We start from the raw sequence: 22,260 nt of genomic DNA, 5'->3' as shown, positions 1-22,260 counted from the left end.
TCTACCGGATCCCCCTTCTTCCGAAGCAGGCCGGTACGCTGCCTGCATCGGTGGATACGCCGTTTTCTTGTTTATTTACAGCACTTATCCGGTGTCTTTAAACGTTACAATTTGTAAGACCGGGTAATGGTACGACAAAACCCTCTTGAATTAACACGAAATTTTCAAGGAGAAACACGGAGAGCTACAGCCAGGGGGCTTATCCGCCGGGTTGGTGTTGTCGATTCGGTACGTTGTCTATCGTCTTGAAGTGAAGGGATGTACGTTCTCAGCGCCAATTTTTTAACTATTTCGGTGGCCCGGCACGAAACGCCGTGGCGCGATTCTGGAACTTGTTTAGGGTCGGAGGGAGAGAGTCAATTCTGCGAGCAAATCAACAGCAGGAGAGAAAAATGGCCTGGAGAAAGTCAGAACGGTTTTTTTCTGGCAACCCAGCCCAACCACCAAGTCGCGGGAATCCGCGTCAACCCTCGCAGACCCGCCAGGGGCAACAAAAATGCCCGACTGCATACACAGTCGGGCATTGGTATTGGTGGAGCCGGCGGGAATTGAACCCGCGTCCAGAAGCACTCTACAGACAGTTCTACATGCGTAGTGCAGTCAATTGGTTTTGATCCTGGCGACGCGGACGCACACGCTTCGACAGGACGAGTTACCTTGGATTTAATGACGTATGAAGTAACCCCATACGCCACGATTCCCTGTAAATGACTCTACCGCTGTTGCCAGCACACCCCAGGGAAGAAGTGCTGTAGAGCTAGAAGTTTCTTAGGTTTCTAGGTGCGATTTACGCTGCGAGAGCGTAAGATTCGTCGTTTGCATTTAAGCAGTTCCGGATGGATTAACGAGGTAACCAGTCCTCGGCATGCCCTGTTCCGCTTTGCAACCCCTGTCGAAACCAAGTCGGCCCCGTGGTGTTGAAGCTTCGCAAATCCCGCTGGGCGCGTGAACTTGCGTATTACGCTGGCCCCTCGCAGCATTTCCTGAAGAGGCCCCCGCTTTGGCAGCGGGAGGCTGATTATAACCTACTCCCTACTGTATGGGCAGCGTGCGGCTTTTCAAGGCCCGCCTGCGCAGCCTTTGCTCACTGTATCGTCAGATCGACCCGTGCCTTGGGCTCCTTGTCCGGGATGCCGGCGCCGTCCAGCTTGGGGGCAATCAGAAAGATGCGCGCAGGTTCGATCACGCTCTGCTCCTGTAAATAATTTCGCACCTGGTCAGCCCGGCGCTGCGCCAGCTTGCGCAAGTCATCCTGGGTCACTTCGGTGTGTTCCAGGATCATCTTTTCCATCTCGGCTTCGGGCAGGCTCTTGAGCAATCCGATCATGTTGCGCGGCTTGTCGAACTTGCTGTCCTTGTAGACGCGTTCCAGGTACTTGGCACGCTCGGCCGCACTGATGCGCACCGGGCCGGACGGCTGTCCTTCCCTGGCGATCAGGTCGGCCCGCTTGAGACTGCGCATCGCACGTTCCAGCCCTTCACGGCGCAGACCCTGGTCATCGACCTTGGGATCGACACGACCCGTGATGTCGAGCTTGATGCCGGGGCGCTCATGCAGAACATAGCCCAGTGCATCGAGCTTCTTGCGCACTTCGTCGGTGACTTCCGAGGAGCCGGGCGAGAACTCGATGTAGCGCAGTTCGCCAATGTGCTCGTCAGCACGGAACATCGAACCGATCAGCGCGAAGGGCGAGGTGACAGCCTTGACGATCAGGTTCACGAACACCCGCACGATGATGCCGCCCACCGAAAACTGCGGGTCCGACAGCGAGCCCGAAATCGGCAGGTTCAGGTTGATGTTGCCATCGCGATCCTTGAGCAAGGACACCGCCAGCATCACCGGCAGGCTGGTGGCATCCGGACTGTCGACCCGCTCGCCGAAGCTCAGCTGTTCGATGCGCAGATCGTTCTGCGCGACCAGCTTGTCGTTCTCGATCGTGTAATGCACATCCATCGAGAGCTTGCCCTTGGTGATCGGATAGCCGGCGTACTTGGCCGAGTAGGGCGTCAGGCGCGGCAGTTGCACGCCGTTGGCACTGGCCTTGAGATCCAGGTACATGGGCTTGAAGAGCGGATTGAGCGAGCCAGAAATCTGCAGCGGGGCATCGTTGTCGATCTTGCCGGTGATGTTCACCGGTGCCGGCTGCGGCTTGTCCGAGGCGATCTGGCCGATGCTGCCGGCCAGTCCGGTCATGTTGGCAGTGTAGTTGGGTTTGACGAAGTTGTCGGTGTAGTTGATGTTGCCGCCGTCCAGCACCACCTGGCCGATACGCACCAGCGGCGCATCCGCCGACGCGGCGGCGGTGACCGGGTTGGCGGAGGTAGTCTTGCGCGTGCTTGCTGTACCGGACGGTGTGTCGTCCTTGCCAGCCTTCTTGCTGTCATCGGTGATCGAACCCTGTTCCCGGGCGTCGGCCACCACGATGTCCTGCAGGTTCAGGCGACCTTTTTCAGAGAGGATGGCGCGCGCGTAGAAGTTGGACAGCCTTGCCTTCTCCAGCTTCACCTGCGTACGCCCGCCCAGTCGGGCCTCGATACCGGCCAGTTCCAGTGTGCGCCAGCGCAGGAAGTCGGTGGAGGTCAGCTTGTCCTGCATGCGCAGGTTGGTGATGGCGGCGCTGCCCTTGTAGTCCAGTGCCAGCTTGCGATCCTCCAGCGGCGGCGTCACTTCCAGCTTGCCCCGGGCACTGGCCAGGCCGCTGCTGATGGAGACATTGAGTACATCGCTGAAATAGTGCTGGAAGGGCGTAATGGGCAGGTCCTTGATCTCCAGTTCCAGTGCCACGTGCTTGAAATGCGCGGCGGCCTGGCCGGTCAGTTCGACGCTACCGGTCTTCTCAAAGCGTGCCTGCAGCTTGAAGGGAATCGCCTGGTCCAGCGTATCGGTCAGCCTGGGCGCCTGCAGCGACAGCGATTGCAGAGCCAGTGGCTGCGCGCCCTTGCCGGGAGGAGTCAGGCGCAGGTCGGCCAACTGCACCTTGCTGTCGTCGAGCTGCAGATGGCCATGCTGCAGTTGCAGCGTGGTCTGGCCGGAGAGCCGGCCCGCCAGTCCACTGATGGGCGCACGGGCAAGGTAATTACGGTAGCCCGCCAGGTCGATGTTCTCCAGCGTGATCTTGCCGGCAACGCTGGCCGTCATGGCCTGGACCTGGCCATCGAAGGCCAGCTTGCCACGGCCGTTCTCGACGGCGGACAGCGTCAAGCGGGCCGGCTTGGCATCGGCAGCGGTGGAAAGTTGGGTGGCGTTGATATCGATCTTGCTCAGCTTGATGGCCTGAGCCGGCGAGGCATTGGCTTCATCGCGCCAGTTGACTTCGCCATCCTGCACGGTCAGTTGCTGCAGCACGATGGGGGAAGCCGGCTGCTTCGCAGTGGCGGCGGGAGAAGGGGCGCTCGCTTGTCTGGAGGTGCTGCGGGCACCGGTCTGGCCATCTGCCAGCGCACGCTGCCAGTTGATCTCGCCGCGCGCGTTCATGCCGGCCCAGACCTGCGCTTGCTCCAGCGTGAGCTGGCTCAGTTCACCACTGGCGGCCAGGACGTCGAACTGCTTTATCTGCAGCGCCAGCGACTTGGCCTTGAACAGGGGCGCATGCGCCTTGTCCTGTAGAGAAAGGTCCTCCATCCGGACCTCGCCGGCCAGTGTGACGGTCGGCTTGTCATCCTTGCGGGTGAAGCCCAGGTCCAGCCGGGTACTGAGCTTGGCACTCTGGATCAGCACCGGCAATTCGGCGGGAACGAATGGCAGGTAGCTCACCAGGTCCAGCCGGTCGATGTCGATGGCGAAGGTCGATTCCTGCGTCGAGGTGAAGGGTTTGCTGCGACCCTTCAGGTGCAGCGGGGTGCCATTGACGGTGGCCGACAATTGCGGCTGCACGAAGCTGTCGATGTTGCCGGGCAGGTTGGAGATGAAGGGCAGGCCCACTTGCAGCGCGGCGATGTCGATGTTCTTGCCACTGACCTTGTCCTCGAAGCGGATCTGCCCGTCCTGCAGTTGCACGTTGGCCAGCGAAAAGTGCGCCTGGCCTTCGCTCTTGGGTTGGGCCGCCAGGCGGTCGAGGATGTCGGAGAAGTTGTAGTGGCCAATGCCGTGCGCATCCACCCGCACCACGTGCAGTTGCGGCGTACTCAGCCTGATTTCGTCCAGCACCGGCGCCATGCGCAGCAGCGAGGCGGCGGACAGGTCGGCCAGCAAGCCCTTGGCACTGAAGAAGGGCTGCTTGCCATCGGCTTCATAGAGGGTGATGTCCGAGGCGCGCAGCGCCAGCTTGAAGGGATTGAAGGCGATCTCGCCAATCTCCAGCCTGCGACCCAGTTGCGCCTGGGTCTGGTCGACAGCGATCTTGCGCACCAGTGCGGGCAGGGCAGCCCAGCTCAGCGCGGCCAGGCCCAGCAGGACAACCAGCGTCCAGCCGACCCAGCGCAGCGGACGTCTCATCCGATGCCAGGCGGGATGCTGGGTGAGAGAGGCGCGGTCCGGCTTGCTCATGACGGTTTCCCTTGTCGGTGCCGGTCCGTGCTGGCGCCGTGTGTGCGCCGGTGGCCGGTTCTGGTTGTGATGGTAGGCGATGCTGCGGCGTGCGCCGGGGTTGTCGCCATTCTAATGCGAGGCGACATGGCACTGCTAGGAGGGAAAAGACGCGCCCAAGTTTCCGGGCGCGTCAGGCAAGACTGGCAGGGGAATCAGTCCAGCAGGGTGAGGATGTCCAGCGGTGCATGCAGCAGCGCGTCCGCTTGCCAGGCAGCGGGTTCGGTGTGCCCGCAATAGCCCCAGGCGGCGGCGATGGTGGGCATGTTGGCGGCACGGCCGGCCTGGATGTCGCGCAGGTCGTCGCCGACGTACCAGCAATCCTCGGGCGCCAGTCCCAGGCGCTTGGCGGCTTCCAGCAACGGTGCCGGGTGCGGCTTGGGATGCGGGGTGGTGTCGCCGGAGACGGTGCAGCCGGCATGGCCCAGGCCGATCTGCGGGGCCAGTACGTCGGTCAGGCGCGCGGCCTTGTTGGTGACGATGCCCCAGGCGATGCCGCGCGCTTCCAGTTGGCTCAGCAACTCCGGGATGCCATCGAAGAGACGGCTGTGGGTGCTCATGTTGGCCTGGTAGCGGTCCAGGAAAAGTAGGCGCAAATCTTCATATTCCGCATCGCCCGGATGGATGCCCAGCGCTGCACCGATGAGTCCACGGGCACCGGCTGAGGCCACCGGGCGCAAACTTTCATAGGGGGCATTTTCCAGGCCACGTTGCTGGCGCAGGAAGTTGGCGGCGGCCGCCAGGTCGGGAGCGGTATCGGCAAGTGTGCCGTCGAGGTCAAACAGGATCGCGCGGGGAGGGCGGAGTGGCATGGGCGGTCAGAGTGGCAGGAAGAAAAGCGCCGCAGCCGATGGCTGCGGCGATGTGAGCACGACGAGAGCAGGCAGGCGGGGGCGCGAACGCTCGCTCAGCCCAGTTTGGTACAGGCCACCAGGTAGTTCACGCTGGTGTCGTCGTTGAGCGAATAGATCTTGGTCAGCGGGTTGTAGCCCATGCCCTTGAAGCCGTCGATCTGCAGGCCGGCCTCGCGCGTGTAGTGCGCCAGCTCGGCCGGGGTGATGAACTTGGCGTAGTCATGCGTGCCCTTGGGCAGCAGGCGCAGCACGTATTCGGCACCGATGATGGCCATGACGTAAGACTTCATGTTGCGGTTCAGGGTGGAGAAGAACAGCTTGCCGCCCGGCTTGGCCAGGGTGGCCGCAGCACGCACGATGGCGGCCGGATCAGGTACGTGTTCCAGCATCTCCATGCAGGTCACCACGTCATACTGGCCGGCTTCGCGCGCGGCCATGTCTTCGGCGGCGATCTTCTCGTAGCGCACTTGTACGCCGGACTCCATGCTGTGCAGGTCGGCCACTTTCAGCGCCTTGTCGGAGAGGTCGATGCCGGTGACGTCGGCGCCTTTCCTGGCCATCGATTCAGCCAGGATGCCGCCGCCGCAGCCGATGTCGATCACCTTCTTGCCGGCCAGCGGTGCACGGGCGTTGATCCACTCCAGGCGCAGCGGGTTGATTTCGTGCAGGGGACGGAATTCGGAACCCGGGTCCCACCAGCGATGGGCCAGTTCACTGAATTTCTGGATCTCTTGGGGATCGGCGTTCATGGTCGCATTGGTCGTGTTCATGGGGCCTAATGATAGCCCAATCCGACGCTGCGGGTGGCCTGGGCCAGATCAACATCGGCCGCAATTGCGGGACAAGGCGAGGCTTGTCCGTACATGACGCGCAAACGCATCAGGAATAAAAAAACCCCGCCGAAGCGGGGTTTTCATGACTGCTTGTAGCGTCAATCGATTACTTGCGGGTACCCACAACTTCGATTTCCACGCGACGGTTCTTGGCGCGGCCAGCAGCGGTCTTGTTGTCAGCGACCGGTTGCGACTTGCCCTTGCCTTCGGTGTAGACACGGTTGGCTTCAACGCCCTTGGAAACCAGGTAAGCCTTGACGGATTCAGCACGACGAACCGACAGCTTCTGGTTGTAGGCGACGGAACCGATCGAGTCGGTGTGGCCGACGGCGATGATGACTTCCAGGTTGATGGCCTTCAGGTTGCCAACCAGTTCGTCCAGCTTGGCCTTGCCAGCCGGCTTCAGGGTTGCCTTGTCGAAATCGAAGAAGGCGTCAGCAGCGTAGGTGACTTTTTCCGAGGTCGGAGCAGCAGCCGGAGCGGGCTTCGGAGCAACAGCAGCGGCAACCGGAGCCGGTGCGGGCGGTTCTTCGCACGGACCGTTCACGTAAGCGGTTTGCCAGCACAGACCGTAACCGCTGCGGGTCACGACGTCACGGCCATCTTGCAGGTACAGGCTGCCGGGACGAACCTTGATGTCCTTGGTTTCCTGAGCGGTGGCAGACAGTGCGATGGCTGCGGACGCAGCAGCGAAGACGAGTTTTGCTAATTTGTTCATGTTTCTCCTCTCGGGTGAGATATCCGCAGATAAACTGCGCTACAAGATTACGACATCAAAAAATGAATAATATCATGTGTTCAGGTCGTCACCGGCCCTTGTTCCATGGGGCTAGTAATGAACTTAGCCGCCATTCTGCCACACGGATCGACCTTCAGCGATGCTTGCCAATTGGTCCAGACAACGTTTTTGGGACTGTGTTGTTTCTTCGCAACGCGATATTTTTGGCCCGTTTTTGTTCCTTTAAGGCAGAAAAAAGCCGGATTTTTTAGAGAAAATCCTTATTTTTCATACAGTTCGCGCATTTTCACTCGGGCAAGTAGTTGCCATTTTCTCCGCGGCATCGTGCCTCCCGGCGCGCGGGTTTTCTCCCGATGGCGTGCACCGGGAAAGTGAGTTTCGGAAAATTTCCCCAAATTGGCCATTTGACAGCAATCCACGGCGGAGAAGCATTCGATGCCGGGTGGCAATGCTGGTCGCTGAATTCGGGCGCTCTAATATATATAGGCGCTCGGCCCCCTGTTTGGTCGCTCTCAGGCGCTGGGAGGAGCTTTGCGGCGCATGCGGTGATAGTGGGCACCGGACCGGCTGCCATCGCGAAGCATGCCGTTGCCGGGGCGATGAGGGCCTTTGACGGGCTTTTGACCCTCCTGGCGTGCTAGAATGTGCTGTTCTGATCAGTCCAAGGGCCACGCCCGCCCGGCATGATTTTCTGGCCGGGAAACATCTTTCGACTCTCCAATGGATCAATTCGCTAAAGAAACCATCCCCATTTCCCTCGAAGAAGAGATGCGCAAGAGTTACCTCGATTACGCCATGAGCGTGATCGTGGGTCGGGCACTGCCGGATGTGCGCGATGGCTTGAAGCCGGTGCACCGCCGCGTGCTGTATGCGATGCACGAGATGAACAATGTCTGGAACCGCCCGTTCGTGAAGTGCGCGCGCGTGGTCGGTGAAGTCATGGGTAAATATCACCCGCACGGTGACGCCTCCATCTATGACACCCTGGTGCGCATGGCCCAGGACTTCTCGCTGCGCTACACCCTGGTCGATGGCCAGGGCAACTTCGGTTCCATCGACGGCGACGGTGCGGCCGCGATGCGTTACACCGAGTGCCGCCTGGACAAGATCTCCAACGAATTGCTGGCCGACATCGAAAAGGAAACCGTCGATTTCGTGCCCAACTACGACGGCAAGGAAAAGGAACCCTCGGTCCTGCCCACGCGTATTCCCAACCTGCTGGTCAACGGCTCCTCCGGCATCGCCGTGGGCATGGCCACCAACATCCCGCCGCACAACATCACCGAGGTGATCAACGGCGCGCTGCACCTGCTGGCCAACGAACACTGCACCATCGATGAACTGATCGAACTGGTGCCGGCGCCGGACTTCCCCACCGGCGGCATCATCTATGGCGTCTCGGGCGTGCGCGATGGTTACCGCACCGGCCGCGGTCGCGTGGTCATGCGCGCCAAGACCCACTTCGAGGAATATGGCCGCGAAGGCCGCATCGCCATCATCGTCGATGAGCTGCCTTACCAGGTCAACAAGAAGGCGCTGCTGGAACGCATCGCCGAGCTGGTGCGCGACAAGAAGCTCGAAGGCATCTCCGACCTGCGCGACGAGTCCGACAAGTCGGGCATGCGCGTGGTCATCGAATTGAAGCGCGGTGAAGTGCCCGAGGTTGTGCTCAACAACCTCTACAAGCAGACCCAGCTGCAAGACACCTTCGGCATGAACATGGTGGCGCTGGTCGATGGTCAGCCGCGCCTGTTGAACCTGAAGCAGCTGCTGGAATGCTTCCTCTCGCATCGCCGCGAAGTGGTCACCCGCCGCACCGTGTTCGAACTGCGCAAGGCGCGCGAACGCGGCCACGTGCTCGAAGGCCTGGCTGTTGCGCTGGCCAACATCGATGACTTCATCGCCATCATCCGCGCCGCACCGACCCCGCCGATCGCCAAGGCCGAACTGATGAACCGCGCCTGGGATTCGTCCATGGTGCGCGAGATGCTGGCCCGCACCGGCGAAGGTAACCCGGGCGGCATCGAAGCCTTCCGTCCGGAAAGCCTGCCGGCCCATTACGGCATCCAGTCCGATGGTCTCTACAAGCTCTCCGACGAACAGGCCCAGGAAATCCTGCAGATGCGTCTGCAACGCCTGACCGGCCTGGAGCAGGACAAGATCGTCAATGAATACAAGGACGTGATGGCGCAGATCGCCGACCTGCTGGATATCCTCTCCAAGCCGGCCCGCGTGACCGCCATCATCACCGACGAACTCAACGCCGCCCGCAACGACTACGGCATTGGTGCCAAGGACGAGCGCCGCTCCACCATCGAGCACAACGCCACCGACCTGGCTACCGAAGACCTGATCACCCCGCAAGACATGGTGGTCACGCTGTCGCACACCGGTTACATGAAGTCGCAGCCGGTTTCTGAATACCGCGCGCAAAAGCGTGGCGGTCGCGGCAAGCAGGCCATGGCCACCAAGGATGACGACTGGATCGACCAGCTCTTCATCGCCAATACGCACGACTACATCCTGTGCTTCTCCAATCGCGGCCGCCTGTACTGGCTGAAGGTCTGGGAAGTCCCGCAGGGCTCGCGCAATTCGCGCGGCAAGCCCATCGTCAACATGTTCCCGCTGCAGGATGGCGAGAAGATCACGGTGATCCTGCCGGTGTCGGGCGCCAATCGCAGTTTCCCGGACGACCGCTACGTCTTCATGGCCACCAGCCTGGGCACGGTCAAGAAGACCCCGCTGTCGGACTTCTCCAATCCGCGCAAGGCCGGCATCATCGCGGTCGATCTGGATGAAGGCGACTTCCTGATCGGTGCCGCCCTGACCGATGGCGCGCATGACGTGATGCTGTTCTCCGACGGCGGCAAGGCCGTGCGCTTCGATGAAAACGACGTGCGTCCGATGGGCCGTACCGCCCGTGGCGTGCGCGGCATGAACCTGGAAGAAACCCAGCAGGTCATCGCCCTGCTGGTGGCCGAGAATGAACAGCAGTCCGTGCTCACCGCCACCGAAAACGGCTTCGGCAAGCGTACTCCGATCACCGAATACACCCGTCACGGTCGCGGCACCAAGGGCATGATCGCCATCCAGACCAGCGAGCGCAACGGCAAGGTCGTGGCCGCGACCCTGGTCGATTCCACCGATGAGATCATGCTGATCACCACCGGCGGTGTCCTGATCCGCACCCGTGTCTCGGAGATTCGCGAGATGGGCCGCGCGACCCAGGGCGTGACCCTGATTGCAGTGGAAGACGGCACCAAGCTGTCCGGCCTGCAGCGCGTGGTCGAGTCCGATGTGGAAGACGCGATCGAGAGCGAAGGTACCGAGGCTGCCGGCGGCGAAACACCTGCCGCTGGCGAGTAAAGCAAGTTCAAGGCGGTGGGCCAAGCGCCTGCCGCCTTTTTTGATGGCGAACGCAGACATGGTCTATAACTTTTCCGCCGGTCCGGCGGTATTGCCCAAGGAAGTGCTGCAACAGGCAGCCGACGAGATGCTGGACTGGCATGGCAGTGGCATGTCGGTCATGGAGATGAGCCATCGCGGCAAGGAATACATGTCCATCATCGAAGCCGCGCTGGCTGACGTGCGCGCGCTGATGAACATTCCTTCCAACTACAAGGTGCTGTTCCTGCAAGGCGGGGCCATTGCCGAGAACGCCATCATCCCGATGAACCTGGCGGCGCTGCGTTCGCCGGCGGGCAAGCATGAAGCCGGTTTGGCCGATTACATCAACACCGGTTCCTGGTCGACCAAGTCGATCAAGGAAGCAGGGCGTTACTGCACCGTGAACGTGGCGGCCTCCTCGGCCGACTGCAAGTTCTCCAGCATCCCGGCACGTGCCGACTGGAAGCTCTCGCGCAATGCCGCCTACGTGCACATCTGCAGCAACGAGACCATCGACGGCGTCGAATACCAGTACACGCCCGAGGTCGCGGCCGATACCGACGGTGCACCTCTGGTGGCGGACATGTCCTCGCACATCCTCTCGCGCGAGGTGGATGTGTCCAAATACGGCGTCATCTATGGTGGCGCGCAGAAGAACATCGGCCCGGCTGGCGTGACCATCGTCATCGTGCGCGAAGACCTGCTGGGTCACGCGCTGCCGTTCTGTCCCTCGGCCTTCGACTGGAAGATCGTGGCCGACAACGATTCCATGTACAACACCCCGCCGACCTACGCGATCTACATCGCCGGTCTGGTGTTCCAGTGGATCAAGCGCCAGGGTGGCGTGGCCGCGCTGGAAGCGCGCAACATCGCCAAGGCCGGGCTGCTCTACGGCTACCTGGACAGCACCGATTTCTACAGCAACCGGATCGCAGCGGATTGCCGTTCCCGCATGAACGTGCCGTTCTTCCTGCGCGATGAGTCGCTCAATGACACCTTCCTGGCCGGCGCCAAAGAGCGCGGCCTGCTGCAGCTGAAAGGCCACAAGTCGGTCGGCGGCATGCGTGCATCGATCTACAACGCGATGCCGATCGAGGGCGTACAGGCTCTCGTCGATTATCTGAAAGACTTCGAACAGCAGCACGGTTGAGGCCGCATCTGGCCGGGCGCAGCGCCCGCGCAGTGCAGGCCGTGGCCGTGCGCCAAGCCAACGCCATGCCCGGTGCGCCGCCGGCCGCTCGTAGTGCCCGCGCGCCGTGCAACACCTGAAAGAGCAAGATGAGTGACGACAAGTTGCTACCCCTGCGCCAGAAGATTGATGCCATCGATGCGCAGATCCTCGACCTGCTGAACCAGCGCGCCCGCGTCGCGCAGGAAGTGGGCCACGTCAAGGCCGAGACCAATGCCCCGGTGTTTCGCCCCGAGCGCGAAGCCCAGGTGCTGCGCCGCGCCGCCGACCGCAATCCCGGCCCCTTGCTGGGCACCGATATCCAGACCATCTTCCGCGAAGTGATGTCGGCCTGCCGCGCGCTGGAAAAGCGTGTGGTGGTGGCTTACCTCGGCCCCGAAGGTACCTTCAGCGAACAGGCGGTGTACCAGCAGTTCGGTCACGCCATCGAAGGCTTGCCGTGTGTATCGATTGATGAAGTGTTCCGCGATGCCGAAGCCGGTACCGCCGATTTCGGCGTGGTACCCATCGAGAATTCCTCCGAAGGCGTGATCAATCGCACCCTGGATCTGCTGCTGCAGACTACGCTGACCATCAGCGGCGAAGTGGCCATCCCCGTGCATCACAGCCTGATGACCGCCAGCGGCAACATGGACGGCATCACCCGCATCTGCGCCCACTCGCAGGCCCTCGCCCAGTGCAATGCCTGGCTCAATATGAATTATCCTGCCATCGAGCGCCAGGCGGTGGCCTCCAACGCCGAGGCCGCGCGCATGGCAGGTGAAGATAAAAGCGTGGCGGCCATCGCCGGCGAAATCGCCGGCCAGAAGTACAACCTGCAGACGGTCAATGCCCATATCCAGGATGATCCGCACAATCGCACCCGCTTTGCGGTGATCGGCCGTTTGCGCACGGCACCGTCGGGCCGCGACCAGACTTCCATCGTGCTGTCGGTGCCCAACAAGGCCGGTGCGGTCTACAACCTGCTGGCCCCGCTGGCGCGCCATGGCGTGTCGATGACGCGCTTCGAGTCGCGCCCGGCCCGCATGGGCGCGTGGGAATATTATTTCTACGTCGACCTCGAAGGCCATGAGCAGGATGAAAAGGTTGCCAGGGCGCTGGAAGAGCTGCGCCAGAATGCGGCCTTCTTCAAGCTGCTGGGCTCTTATCCGCTGGGCCTGTGAGCGCCTGCCGTCCTGCCACCTTTGAAGGCTGAATTCAACGTGTTCAAGAAAGTCGTCATCTTCGGCGTGGGCTTGATCGGCGGCTCGTTCGCCCTGGCGCTGCGCCGTGCCGGCCAGGCCGATCACTTCGTCGGCGTGGGCCGCTCGCTGGCCAGCCTGGAACGGGCGCGCGAGCTGGGCATCATCGATACCATCGCCACCGATGCGGCCACCGCCGTGCCGGGCGCCGACCTGATTTTGGTGGCCGCGCCGGTCGCGCAGACCGAAGCCATCCTGGCCGCCATCCGTCCGCACCTCTATCCCCAGGCCATCGTCACCGACGCCGGCAGTACCAAGAGCGATGTGGTCGCTGCCGCCCGCAAGGCACTGGGTGAACGGATTGGCCAGTTCGTCCCGGCCCATCCGATTGCCGGACGCGAAAAGCATGGGCCGGAAGCGGCCCTGGCGGAATTGTATGAAGGCAAGAAGGTGGTCATCACCGCCTTGCCCGAGAATAGTGGCGCCGACGTCGAGACCGTGGCGCAAGCCTGGCGTGCCTGTGGCGCGATCATCCATCGGCTCTCGCCGCAGGAGCATGATGCGGTCTTTGCCTCGGTGAGCCATCTGCCGCACGTGCTGGCCTTCGCGCTGGTGGATGACATCGCCGCCAAGCCGCATGCCGACACGCTGTTCCAGTACGCTGCCAGCGGTTTTCGCGATTTCACCCGAATTGCCGCTTCCTCGCCGGAGATGTGGCGCGACATCACGCTGGCCAACCGTGATGCCTTGCTCACCGAGGTCGATGCCTATCTGGTGCAATTGCAGGGTATTCGCGCGATGATTGCCGCCAGCGATGGCGCCGCCATCGAAAAGGTCTATGCCAGCGCCCAGCATGCCCGCCAGCAATGGGCCGCAGCCATCGAAGCGGCTGAGCGCAAGACCAACTGAATATTTCTTCCAGAGCCCATCACCAAGGCCGCCTGGGCGGCCGGATTCCTCCAACGAATCATCCACAGAAAAGCCAGCAAGATGAAACAGCCTTCCTACCCCCGCCATATCGATCTGAATCCGGTCCCGCACGTGCAAGGCACGGTCAAGTTGCCGGGCTCCAAGAGCATCTCCAACCGCATCCTGCTGCTGGCGGCGCTCTCGGGCGGTACTACCCGCATCTTCGACCTGCTGGCTTCAGACGATACGCTGGTCATGCTGATGGCCCTGCAGACGCTGGGCGTGAAGTGGGAGCAGATCGAAGGGACCCAGGATTACATCGTCCATGGCGTCAACGGCATGCTGCCGGTGCACCAGGCTGATCTCTTCATGGGCAATGCCGGTACCGCCATCCGTCCGCTCACCGCAGCCCTGGCCGTGCTGGGCGGCGACTACACGCTGCATGGCGTGCCGCGCATGCACGAGCGTCCGATTGGCGACCTGGTGGATGCCCTGAATGCCGTCGGCATGCGTATCGAGTACACCGGCAATCCCGGCTATCCACCCCTGCACATCCGTCGTGGCCAGCTCGCGTCCTCGCGCATGAAGGTGCGCGGCAATGTCTCCAGCCAGTTCCTGACGGCCTTGCTGATGGCGGCTCCTCTGATGGCACGTGAAGAGGCCATGCAGGTCGAGGTGGTGGGTGAGCTCATCTCCAAGCCCTACATCGAGATCACCCTGAACCTGATGCGCCGCTTCGGTGTGGAAGTCGAACGGGACGGCTGGCAACAGTTCACCATCAAGGCGGGCCAGCATTACCGCAGCCCCGGCAGCATCCATGTCGAGGGCGATGCGTCCTCGGCCTCCTACTTCCTGGCGGCCGGTGCCATCACCGGCGGCCCGATCCGGGTCGAGGGCGTGGGCCGCGACAGCATCCAGGGCGACGTGCGCTTCGTCGAAGCGCTGGAGCAGATGGGTGCCACCATCACCATGGGCGAGAACTGGATCGAAGCCTCCTCCAACGGCCCGCTCAAGGCCATCGATGCCGACTTCAACCACATTCCCGACGCGGCGATGACCATCGCCGTGGCCGCGCTTTATGCCGACGGTCCCAGTACCCTGCGCAACATCGCCAGCTGGCGCGTCAAGGAAACCGACCGCCTGGCGGCCATGGCGACCGAATTGCGCAAGCTGGGCGCGCAGGTGGAAGAGGGCGCCGACTACCTGACGGTGACGCCTCCGGCCGAGATCGGTACGGCCGCCATCGATACCTACGATGACCACCGCATGGCCATGTGCTTCTCGCTGGCGGCGCTGGATGGTGCATTGCGGCGTGGCAACCGTATCCGTATCAACGATCCCAAGTGCGTGGCCAAGACCTTCCCGGATTACTTCGACGTCTTCAAAAAGATTGCCGAACAAACCTTGATCTGATAAACCCTGTGTTTGACGGAATTACACTAAATTATTCACAGATAAAGGGTTCAGGCCATGGAAAAAGCAAAGATACCGGTCATCGCCATCGATGGCCCCACTGCCTCGGGCAAGGGCACCGTGGCCCAGAAAGTGGCGCGTGAACTGGGTTTCCATTACCTCGATTCGGGCGCGCTGTACCGCCTGACGGCACTGTCCGTGTTGCGTCGCGGCATCGCGCTGGACGATGAACATGCCCTGGCCAAGGCTGCCGAACACCTGCACTGCCACTTCGATGGAGCCCATATCTTCCTGGCCAATGAAGACGTGACCCAGGCTATCCGCGCCGAGGAGGTCGGCAATACCGCCTCCAAGATCGCCGCGCTGATCTCGGTTCGCCAGGCCCTGTACGGACTTCAGTTGTCATTCAGGAAACCTCCGGGCCTGGTGGCCGATGGCCGTGACATGGGTACCGTCATCTTCCCCGCTGCCCGCTTGAAGGTATTTTTGACTGCCAGTGTGGAAGCACGCGCCACAAGGCGCTATAAGCAATTGATTGACAAGGGTTTTTCTGCTAATATCGAAGACCTCTCCAGAGATTTGAAGGAGCGCGACGAACGCGACATGAACCGCTCGTCGGCCCCCTTGAAGGCTGCGGAGGGCGCATATCACCTGGATACATCCGACATGACCGCTGACGAAGCGGTGCAGCAGGTACTCAGCTGGTACGCTGCCCTGGGGCACTGAAATCCGTTGCAATCCGCTTGAAACGGCATGTTCAGGACCCATCATGGGCAAGTCCTTGTTGTACCCGTAGTGCCATTGGTGCCCGGCAGATGCAAAGTCTGACGGGTGTTGATAAACCTAACCCAGTACCCATGTCGTCGGCGGCAACGAAGACGGCAGTGCAAGTCAGCCTGATTGCATCACACGGATACCGGCCAATCTTTCTTACTTTCTTTTATGTCTACCACTACCGTTATCGCTGCAGGTGTTGATACCTCCAGCGAATTTGCTGCTCTGTTCGAAGAATCGCTGTCGCGTCAGGACATGCGTTCGGGTGAAGTCATCTCGGCAGAAGTCGTGCGCCTGGATCACAACTTCGTGATCGTCAACGCCGGCCTGAAGTCCGAAGCCTTCATCCCTGTTGAAGAATTCAAGAACGACAACGGCGAAGTCGAAGTCAACGTCGGCGACTTCATCTCCGTTGCGATCGAATCCCTGGAAAACGGTTTCGGCGACACCATCCTGTCGCGCGACAAGGCCAAGCGTCTGGCATCGTGGCTCTCGCTGGAAAAGGCGATGGAGTCCGGCGAGATCGTCACCGGTACCGTCAATGGCAAGGTCAAGGGCGGCCTGACCGTTCTGACCAACGGCATCCGTGCCTTCCTGCCGGGTTCGCTGGTCGACACCCGTCCGGTCAAGGACACCACTCCGTTCGAAGGCAAGACCCTGGAATTCAAGGTCATCAAGCTGGACCGCAAGCGCAACAACGTCGTTCTGTCGCGCCGTGCCGTGATCGAAGCCTCGATGGGCGAAGAGCGCGCCAAGCTGATGGAAACCCTGAAGGAAGGCACCGTCGTCACCGGTATCGTCAAGAACATCACCGACTACGGTGCGTTCGTTGACCTGGGTGGCATCGACGGCCTGCTGCACATCACCGACCTGGCATGGCGTCGTGTGCGTCACCCGTCGGAAGTGCTGTCGGTTGGTCAAGAGATCACCGCCAAGGTCCTCAAGTACGATCAAGAGAAGAACCGCGTCTCCCTGGGCGTGAAGCAACTGGGCGACGATCCGTGGACCGGCCTGTCGCGTCGTTACCCGCAAGGCACCCGCCTGTTCGGCAAGGTCACCAACCTGACCGACTACGGTGCATTCGTGGAAGTCGAACAAGGCATCGAAGGCCTGGTGCACGTCTCCGAAATGGACTGGACCAACAAGAACGTGGCCCCGAACAAGGTTGTCCAGCTGGGCGACGAAGTCGAAGTCATGGTTCTGGAAATCGACGAAGAGCGTCGTCGTATCTCCCTGGGCATGAAGCAGTGCAAGCCGAACCCGTGGGACGACTTCGCCATGAGCCACAAGAAGGGCGACAAGGTCAAGGGTTCGATCAAGTCGATCACCGACTTCGGCGTCTTCATCGGCCTGCCGGGCAACATCGACGGCCTGGTGCACCTGTCCGACCTGTCCTGGACCGAAGCTGGCGAAGAAGCCGTGCGCAAGTTCAAGAAGGGCGACGAGCTGGAAGCCGTTGTGCTGGCCATCGACGTGGAACGCGAGCGCGTCTCCCTGGGCGTGAAGCAACTGGAAGGCGACCCGTTCAACAACTTCGCTGCCCTGAACGACAAGGGTGCGATCGTGACCGGTACCGTCAAGTCGGTTGAGCCCAAGGGCGCCGTGATCCAGCTGACCGACGAAGTCGAAGGCTATCTGCGCGCTTCCGAAATCTCCCGCGACCGCGTGGAAGATGCCGGTACCCACCTGAAGGTGGGCGACGCTGTCGAAGCCCTGGTCATCAACATCGACCGCAAGGCACGCAGCATCCAGCTGTCGATCAAGGCCAAGGACAACGCCGAGACCCAGGAAGCCATGCAGAAGATGTCGGCTGACTCCAACGCTGCTTCGGGCACCACCAGCCTGGGCGCGCTGCTCAAGGCCAAGCTCGACAACAAGAACTGATCTTCCGGTCACGATGACAAAGTCGGAGCTGATCGCCCGTCTGGCTGAGCGTTATCCGCAACTTGTTGCCAAGGATGCGGATTACGCGGTCAAAACCATCCTCGATGCCATGGTCGACGCTCTCGCGACCGGCCAGCGCATCGAGATCCGTGGTTTTGGCAGCTTCGCGCTCAACCGCCGTCCGCCGCGTATCGGCCGCAATCCCAAGTCCGGCGACAAGGTGATGGTCCCTGAAAAACGGGTCCCCCACTTCAAGCCGGGCAAGGAATTGCGCGAACGCGTCGATGCGATGGTCGGCCAGCCAATCCGCGAGGATTGACCCGGCTGAGCCTGTGACCAGACAGTTCTTGCCGGGCGCAAATGAAGTTTTCTGCGCCCGCGAGCAGTAATAATCGTTGAATGCTGCACATTCGGACATCGCCAGGTGAACGGGTGTAAAGGCAGATCAACAAAATGAACGGCATCTTTGGATGCCGTTTTTTTTCACGTACAATCCCGATCTACCCCGGATTGACCGGGAATGCGCGCGAAACAGGCGCGATTTTTCCGTCCAGCGCAATAATGCTGCAGACCGGCACCGCTTACCGGCGAGCCTGGCCTGCCTGCCTTCGGGCAATATCACGACCCGCCAGAAAGGATTACGCCATGAAAATACTGTCCCGATTGATCGCGGCCATCCTGTTCGTGTTCTTCTTCTTCTTTGCGCTGCGCAATACTCAGGAAGTGACCATGCACTTCTTCCTCGGCTATGAACGTACCGACCCGCTGGTGCTGGTGCTGCTGGCCTTCTTCGTGATCGGCGCCGTCCTGGGCGTGCTGGCCATGGCACCGCTGGTGCTGCGCCACCGCCGCGAAGCCACGCGCTACAAGAAGGCGCTGTCGCAAGTTCAGAAGCAACAGGAAGAAATCGCCCAGGTGCAGGCCCAGCCGCCGCAACCTGACAGCGTCATCACTGCGCAGCACATCCTCTAATTGTCTTTCACTATTTATGGAATTTGAATTTTGGTGGTTGCTCGGCATCCCGGTCTTCTTCGGCCTGGGGTGGATTGCTGCGCGGGTGGATATCAACCAGTTGCTCTCCGAGTCGCGTACTCTGCCGCGCGGCTATTTCAAGGGGCTCAATTTCCTCCTCAACGAGCAGCCCGACAAGGCCATCGATGCCTTCATCGAGATCGTCAAGCTGGACCCTGAAACGGTGGAATTGCACTTCGCCCTGGGCAATCTGTTCCGCCGCCGTGGCGAGACCGAGCGCGCCATCCGTGTGCACCAGAACCTGCTGGCGCGTCCCGACCTGCCGGCCGAGCATCATGGCCATGCACTCTACGAGCTGGGCCAGGATTACCTGAAGGCGGGTCTGCTGGACCGTGCTGAAGAAACCTTCAACAAGCTCATCGACACCCCCTACAGCGCCCAGGCCGGACGCGCCCTGCTGGAAATCTACCAGCGCGAGAAGGAATGGGAGCGTGCCATCTCCGCTGCCGAGATCCTGCAGGCCACCGGCGCCGGTGGACGCCAGCGCGAGATTGCCCAGTTCTACTGCGAACTGGCTGCCGACGAACTGGTGCGCACCAATACCGAGGCGGCCATGGCCTTGCTGGACAAGGCCCTGGCCGCCGACCGCAAGAGCGTGCGCGCCACCATGCTCATGGGCGACGCGTTGCGCGCGCGCGGCGATATCGAAGGTGCGCTGGAAACCTGGCGCCGCGTCGAGCACCAGAGCGTGCCGCACACCGCCCTGGTGGCACAGCGCCTCATGGATGGCTACATTGCCGTGGGCCGTCCGCAGGAGGGCATCAACCTGCTGCGCGCCTACCTGGCCGAAGCGCCCTCGATCGACCTGCTGGAAGTGGTCTTCAAGGCGGTGCTGGACGCTGATGGCATCGATGCGGCCAACGTACTGGTGAGCGACGAATTGCGTCGCACCCCGACGCTGCTGGGCCTGGACAAGTTCCTGGAAGCGCGCATGATGAGTGCGCCCCAGACCGTACGTCCCGAGCTGGCCGTGGTCAAGACCCTGGTGCACGGTTACACCCAGAAGCTGGCGCGCTACCAGTGCAGCCACTGCGGCTTCAAGGCGCGTCAGTTCTATTGGCAATGCCCGGGTTGCAGCCAGTGGGAGACCTATCCGCCGCGCCGCACAGAAGAATTGAATGTCATGAATTGAAGCCCTCGCGGGCCGACCTTGAACCTCTGGATCTACCATGAAAATCACCATCATCGGCACCGGCTACGTAGGCCTGGTGACCGGCGCCTGTCTGGCCGAACTGGGTAACGACGTATTCTGCCTGGATGTCGACCAGCGCAAGGTCGACATTCTCAACAACGGTGGCATTCCCATCCACGAACCCGGTCTGGAAGAAGTGGTGGCGCGCAACCGCGCGGCTGGCCGCCTGCAGTTCTCCACCGACGTGGCCGCCAGCGTGGCCCATGGGGACATCCAGTTCATCGCCGTAGGCACCCCGCCTGATGAAGACGGTTCGGCCGACCTGCAATATGTGCTGGCGGCGGCCCGTAATATCGGCCGTCACATGCAGGGCTTCAAGGTGGTGGTGGACAAGTCCACCGTGCCGGTCGGTACGGCCGACCGCGTCACGGCAGCGATCAGGGAAGAACTGGTCGCACGCGACCAGACCGAGCTGCATTTTTCGGTCGTCTCCAATCCGGAATTCCTGAAGGAAGGTGCTGCTGTCGAGGACTTCATGCGCCCTGACCGCATCGTCATCGGCCATGATCAGACCGCCGATGGCCTGCGCGCCCAGGCCCTGATGAAGAAGCTCTACGCCCCCTTCAACCGCAACCATGAACGCACCTACTGGATGGACGTGCGTTCGGCCGAGTTCACCAAGTACGCCGCCAACGCCATGCTGGCCACGCGCATTTCCTTCATGAACGAACTGGCCAACCTGGCTGATCGTGTCGGTGCCGATATCGAATCGGTGCGCCACGGCATCGGCTCCGATCCGCGCATCGGCCACAGCTTCCTGTATGCCGGCTGCGGCTATGGCGGCTCCTGCTTCCCCAAGGATGTGCAGGCCCTGGAACGTACCGCGCGTGATTACGACCAGTCGCTGCTGATCCTGCGCGCCGTGGAGCAGGTCAACGACCTGCAGAAGCACGTGCTGGGCAAGAAGGTAGTGACGCGCTTTGGCCAGGACCTGTCCGGCAAGCACTTCGCCATCTGGGGCTTGGCCTTCAAGCCCAACACGGATGACATGCGTGAAGCCTCCTCGCGCGTGCTGATCGGTGAACTGGTGCGGCGCGGTGCCAGCGTGGCGGTCTACGATCCGGTGGCCATGAAGGAAGCAGCCCGCGTACTGGAACTGGACTTTGCCGAGGAGAGCGCCGGCCTGCAGCGCATCCGCTTTGCCTCTTCGCCGATGGACGCGCTGCAAGGCGCCGATGCCCTGGCCATCGTCACGGAATGGAAGGCCTTCCGCAGCCCCGATTTCGAACGCGTCAAGGCAGCGCTGAACCATCCGGTGATCTTCGACGGGCGCAACCTGTTCGATCCGCAGCTCATGGCCGACAGTGGCATCGAGTACTACGGCATCGGCCGTTCACTGCAAGCGCGCGTGCAATAAGCCCCCGCGCAATCTGGATAGGAAGGTAGAGCACATCGTGGACAAGAACATCGCGACCGCCTGGGATGCGGCCCGCATCCTCATCGTTGGCGACGTCATGCTGGACCGTTACTGGTTCGGGGAAGTCAATCGCATCTCGCCCGAAGCCCCGGTCCCGGTGGTGCGCGTCGAACGCAAGGAAGAGCGCCTGGGCGGCGCCGCCAACGTCGCCCGCAATACCGCCAGCCTGGGTGCGCAGACGGCGCTGCTGGGCGTGACCGGCGACGATGAACCGGCCCGCGTGATGGACAGCATGTTGGGCGAGATGGGCATCCGCAGCCATCTCAACCGCGACCCCAGCATCTCCACCATCGTCAAGCTGCGCGTGATCGGTCGCCAGCAGCAACTGGTGCGCATCGATTTCGAGGAAGCCCCGACCGATACGGTGTTGCGCGACAAGCTCACGCAATTCAATTCACTGGTGGCTGACTACGATGTGATCATTTTTTCCGATTACGCCAAGGGCGGTCTGGTCAACGTGGCTGAGATGATCGCCACCGCCCGGAAGCTGGGCAAGCGCATCCTGGTCGATCCCAAGGGCGATGATTTCGCGCGCTATGCGGGGGCCTCCGTGCTCACGCCCAACAAGTCGGAACTGGTGCGTATCGTCGGCCAGTGGAAGAACGAGGAAGAGCTCACTGCACGCGCCCAGAAGCTGCGCGCCGAACTCGATCTCGAAGCCCTGCTGCTGACCCGTTCGGAAGAAGGCATGAGCCTCTATCGCGATGGTGAAGTTACGCACTTCCCGACCATGGCGCGTGAGGTGTATGACGTCTCCGGTGCCGGTGATACCGTCATCGGCACCCTGGCCGTGATGCTGGGTGCGGGCGCTTCGCTGGTCGATGCGGTGACCATGGCCAATCGCGCCGGCGGCATCGTGGTCGGCAAGCTGGGCACGGCCACCGTCACGCGCGAGGAATTGCTCGCAGCCTGATTTGAGGGCGATTTCTAG

At 61.7% G+C, this 22,260-nt stretch carries 16 protein-coding genes and 1 other RNA gene; 12 read left to right on the top strand and 5 right to left on the bottom strand.

Annotated features, from left to right (window positions below; genetic code table 11):
- Positions 1-530: 530 nt before the first annotated feature.
- The 5 genes from ssrA to ompA form a co-directional block, all read right to left on the bottom strand.
- Positions 531-911: a transfer-messenger RNA gene (gene ssrA / locus HWE01_RS01385) on the bottom strand.
- Positions 912-1,084: 173 nt separating this feature from the next.
- The gene (locus HWE01_RS01380; protein ID WP_241820905.1) at positions 1,085-4,486 is read right to left on the bottom strand and encodes a DUF748 domain-containing protein; all 3,402 of its coding nucleotides are present in this window, start codon (positions 4,484-4,486) and stop codon (positions 1,085-1,087) included.
- Between the two features lie 194 nt (positions 4,487-4,680).
- Positions 4,681-5,337 (bottom strand): HAD family hydrolase, encoded by a 657-nt coding sequence (locus HWE01_RS01375; RefSeq protein WP_241820904.1) that lies wholly within the window; start codon positions 5,335-5,337, stop codon positions 4,681-4,683.
- Between the two features lie 95 nt (positions 5,338-5,432).
- Entirely contained in the window at positions 5,433-6,149 is a 717-nt protein-coding gene (gene ubiG / locus HWE01_RS01370) for a bifunctional 2-polyprenyl-6-hydroxyphenol methylase/3-demethylubiquinol 3-O-methyltransferase UbiG (protein WP_008331562.1), read from the bottom strand.
- 169 nt (positions 6,150-6,318) lie between these two features.
- Positions 6,319-6,930 carry an outer membrane protein OmpA gene (gene ompA, locus HWE01_RS01365; protein WP_008331561.1) on the bottom strand — a complete coding sequence of 204 codons (612 nt, stop codon included), beginning with the start codon at positions 6,928-6,930 and terminating at the stop codon, positions 6,319-6,321.
- A 741-nt stretch (positions 6,931-7,671) separates the two neighbouring features.
- Here ompA and gyrA point away from each other — a divergent pair.
- The 12 genes from gyrA (at position 7,672) to rfaE1 (ending at position 22,242) form a co-directional block, all read left to right on the top strand.
- The gene (gene gyrA / locus HWE01_RS01360; protein ID WP_241820903.1) at positions 7,672-10,317 is read left to right on the top strand and encodes a DNA gyrase subunit A; all 2,646 of its coding nucleotides are present in this window, start codon (positions 7,672-7,674) and stop codon (positions 10,315-10,317) included.
- Between the two features lie 58 nt (positions 10,318-10,375).
- A complete protein-coding gene (gene serC / locus HWE01_RS01355) occupies positions 10,376-11,488 on the top strand; it encodes a 3-phosphoserine/phosphohydroxythreonine transaminase (RefSeq protein ID WP_241820902.1) in 1,113 nt (370 codons plus the stop codon).
- Between the two features lie 128 nt (positions 11,489-11,616).
- Positions 11,617-12,690, top strand: a complete 1,074-nt coding sequence (gene pheA / locus HWE01_RS01350; protein WP_241820901.1) for a prephenate dehydratase — start codon at positions 11,617-11,619, stop codon at positions 12,688-12,690.
- Positions 12,691-12,729: 39 nt separating this feature from the next.
- Positions 12,730-13,617: a prephenate dehydrogenase gene (locus HWE01_RS01345; RefSeq protein WP_241820900.1), complete on the top strand. Its 888-nt coding sequence runs from the start codon at positions 12,730-12,732 to the stop codon at positions 13,615-13,617.
- An 81-nt stretch (positions 13,618-13,698) separates the two neighbouring features.
- Positions 13,699-15,030, top strand: a complete 1,332-nt coding sequence (aroA, locus tag HWE01_RS01340; RefSeq protein ID WP_008331554.1) for a 3-phosphoshikimate 1-carboxyvinyltransferase — start codon at positions 13,699-13,701, stop codon at positions 15,028-15,030.
- A gap of 57 nt (positions 15,031-15,087) precedes the next feature.
- The gene (cmk, locus tag HWE01_RS01335; protein WP_008331553.1) at positions 15,088-15,756 is read left to right on the top strand and encodes a (d)CMP kinase; all 669 of its coding nucleotides are present in this window, start codon (positions 15,088-15,090) and stop codon (positions 15,754-15,756) included.
- 216 nt (positions 15,757-15,972) lie between these two features.
- Entirely contained in the window at positions 15,973-17,688 is a 1,716-nt protein-coding gene (gene rpsA / locus HWE01_RS01330; protein ID WP_008331552.1) for a 30S ribosomal protein S1, read from the top strand.
- Positions 17,689-17,701: 13 nt separating this feature from the next.
- Complete coding sequence (locus HWE01_RS01325; RefSeq protein WP_006462119.1) at positions 17,702-18,007, top strand: integration host factor subunit beta; 306 nt, start codon at positions 17,702-17,704, stop codon at positions 18,005-18,007.
- A gap of 326 nt (positions 18,008-18,333) precedes the next feature.
- Positions 18,334-18,660: a LapA family protein gene (locus HWE01_RS01320; protein ID WP_008331551.1), complete on the top strand. Its 327-nt coding sequence runs from the start codon at positions 18,334-18,336 to the stop codon at positions 18,658-18,660.
- A gap of 16 nt (positions 18,661-18,676) precedes the next feature.
- Positions 18,677-19,852 (top strand): lipopolysaccharide assembly protein LapB, encoded by a 1,176-nt coding sequence (gene lapB, locus HWE01_RS01315; RefSeq protein WP_241820899.1) that lies wholly within the window; start codon positions 18,677-18,679, stop codon positions 19,850-19,852.
- Between the two features lie 37 nt (positions 19,853-19,889).
- Positions 19,890-21,269 (top strand): UDP-glucose dehydrogenase family protein, encoded by a 1,380-nt coding sequence (locus HWE01_RS01310; protein WP_241820898.1) that lies wholly within the window; start codon positions 19,890-19,892, stop codon positions 21,267-21,269.
- Positions 21,270-21,306: 37 nt separating this feature from the next.
- Entirely contained in the window at positions 21,307-22,242 is a 936-nt protein-coding gene (gene rfaE1, locus HWE01_RS01305; protein ID WP_008331548.1) for a D-glycero-beta-D-manno-heptose-7-phosphate kinase, read from the top strand.
- The last annotated feature ends 18 nt before the right edge of the window (positions 22,243-22,260 follow it).

The organism is Herbaspirillum sp. C7C8 (assembly GCF_022627875.1).
Taxonomy (GTDB): Bacteria; Pseudomonadota; Gammaproteobacteria; order Burkholderiales; family Burkholderiaceae_D; genus Herbaspirillum.
This window is presented reverse-complemented; position numbering and strand designations above follow the sequence as displayed.

Bases quoted from the DNA above. Each gene is read 5' to 3' on its own strand.
- aroA (WP_008331554.1), top strand. From the start codon at position 13,699: ATGAAACAGCCTTCCTACCCCCGCCATATCGATCTGAATCCGGTCCCG.
- lapB (WP_241820899.1), top strand. From the start codon at position 18,677: ATGGAATTTGAATTTTGGTGGTTGCTCGGCATCCCGGTCTTCTTCGGC.
- HWE01_RS01320 (WP_008331551.1), top strand. From the start codon at position 18,334: ATGAAAATACTGTCCCGATTGATCGCGGCCATCCTGTTCGTGTTCTTC.
- gyrA (WP_241820903.1), top strand. From the start codon at position 7,672: ATGGATCAATTCGCTAAAGAAACCATCCCCATTTCCCTCGAAGAAGAG.
- HWE01_RS01380 (WP_241820905.1), bottom strand. From the start codon at position 4,486: ATGAGCAAGCCGGACCGCGCCTCTCTCACCCAGCATCCCGCCTGGCAT.
- ubiG (WP_008331562.1), bottom strand. From the start codon at position 6,149: ATGAACACGACCAATGCGACCATGAACGCCGATCCCCAAGAGATCCAG.
- HWE01_RS01375 (WP_241820904.1), bottom strand. From the start codon at position 5,337: ATGCCACTCCGCCCTCCCCGCGCGATCCTGTTTGACCTCGACGGCACA.
- ompA (WP_008331561.1), bottom strand. From the start codon at position 6,930: ATGAACAAATTAGCAAAACTCGTCTTCGCTGCTGCGTCCGCAGCCATC.
- HWE01_RS01325 (WP_006462119.1), top strand. From the start codon at position 17,702: ATGACAAAGTCGGAGCTGATCGCCCGTCTGGCTGAGCGTTATCCGCAA.
- serC (WP_241820902.1), top strand. From the start codon at position 10,376: ATGGTCTATAACTTTTCCGCCGGTCCGGCGGTATTGCCCAAGGAAGTG.
- cmk (WP_008331553.1), top strand. From the start codon at position 15,088: ATGGAAAAAGCAAAGATACCGGTCATCGCCATCGATGGCCCCACTGCC.
- pheA (WP_241820901.1), top strand. From the start codon at position 11,617: ATGAGTGACGACAAGTTGCTACCCCTGCGCCAGAAGATTGATGCCATC.
- HWE01_RS01310 (WP_241820898.1), top strand. From the start codon at position 19,890: ATGAAAATCACCATCATCGGCACCGGCTACGTAGGCCTGGTGACCGGC.
- rpsA (WP_008331552.1), top strand. From the start codon at position 15,973: ATGTCTACCACTACCGTTATCGCTGCAGGTGTTGATACCTCCAGCGAA.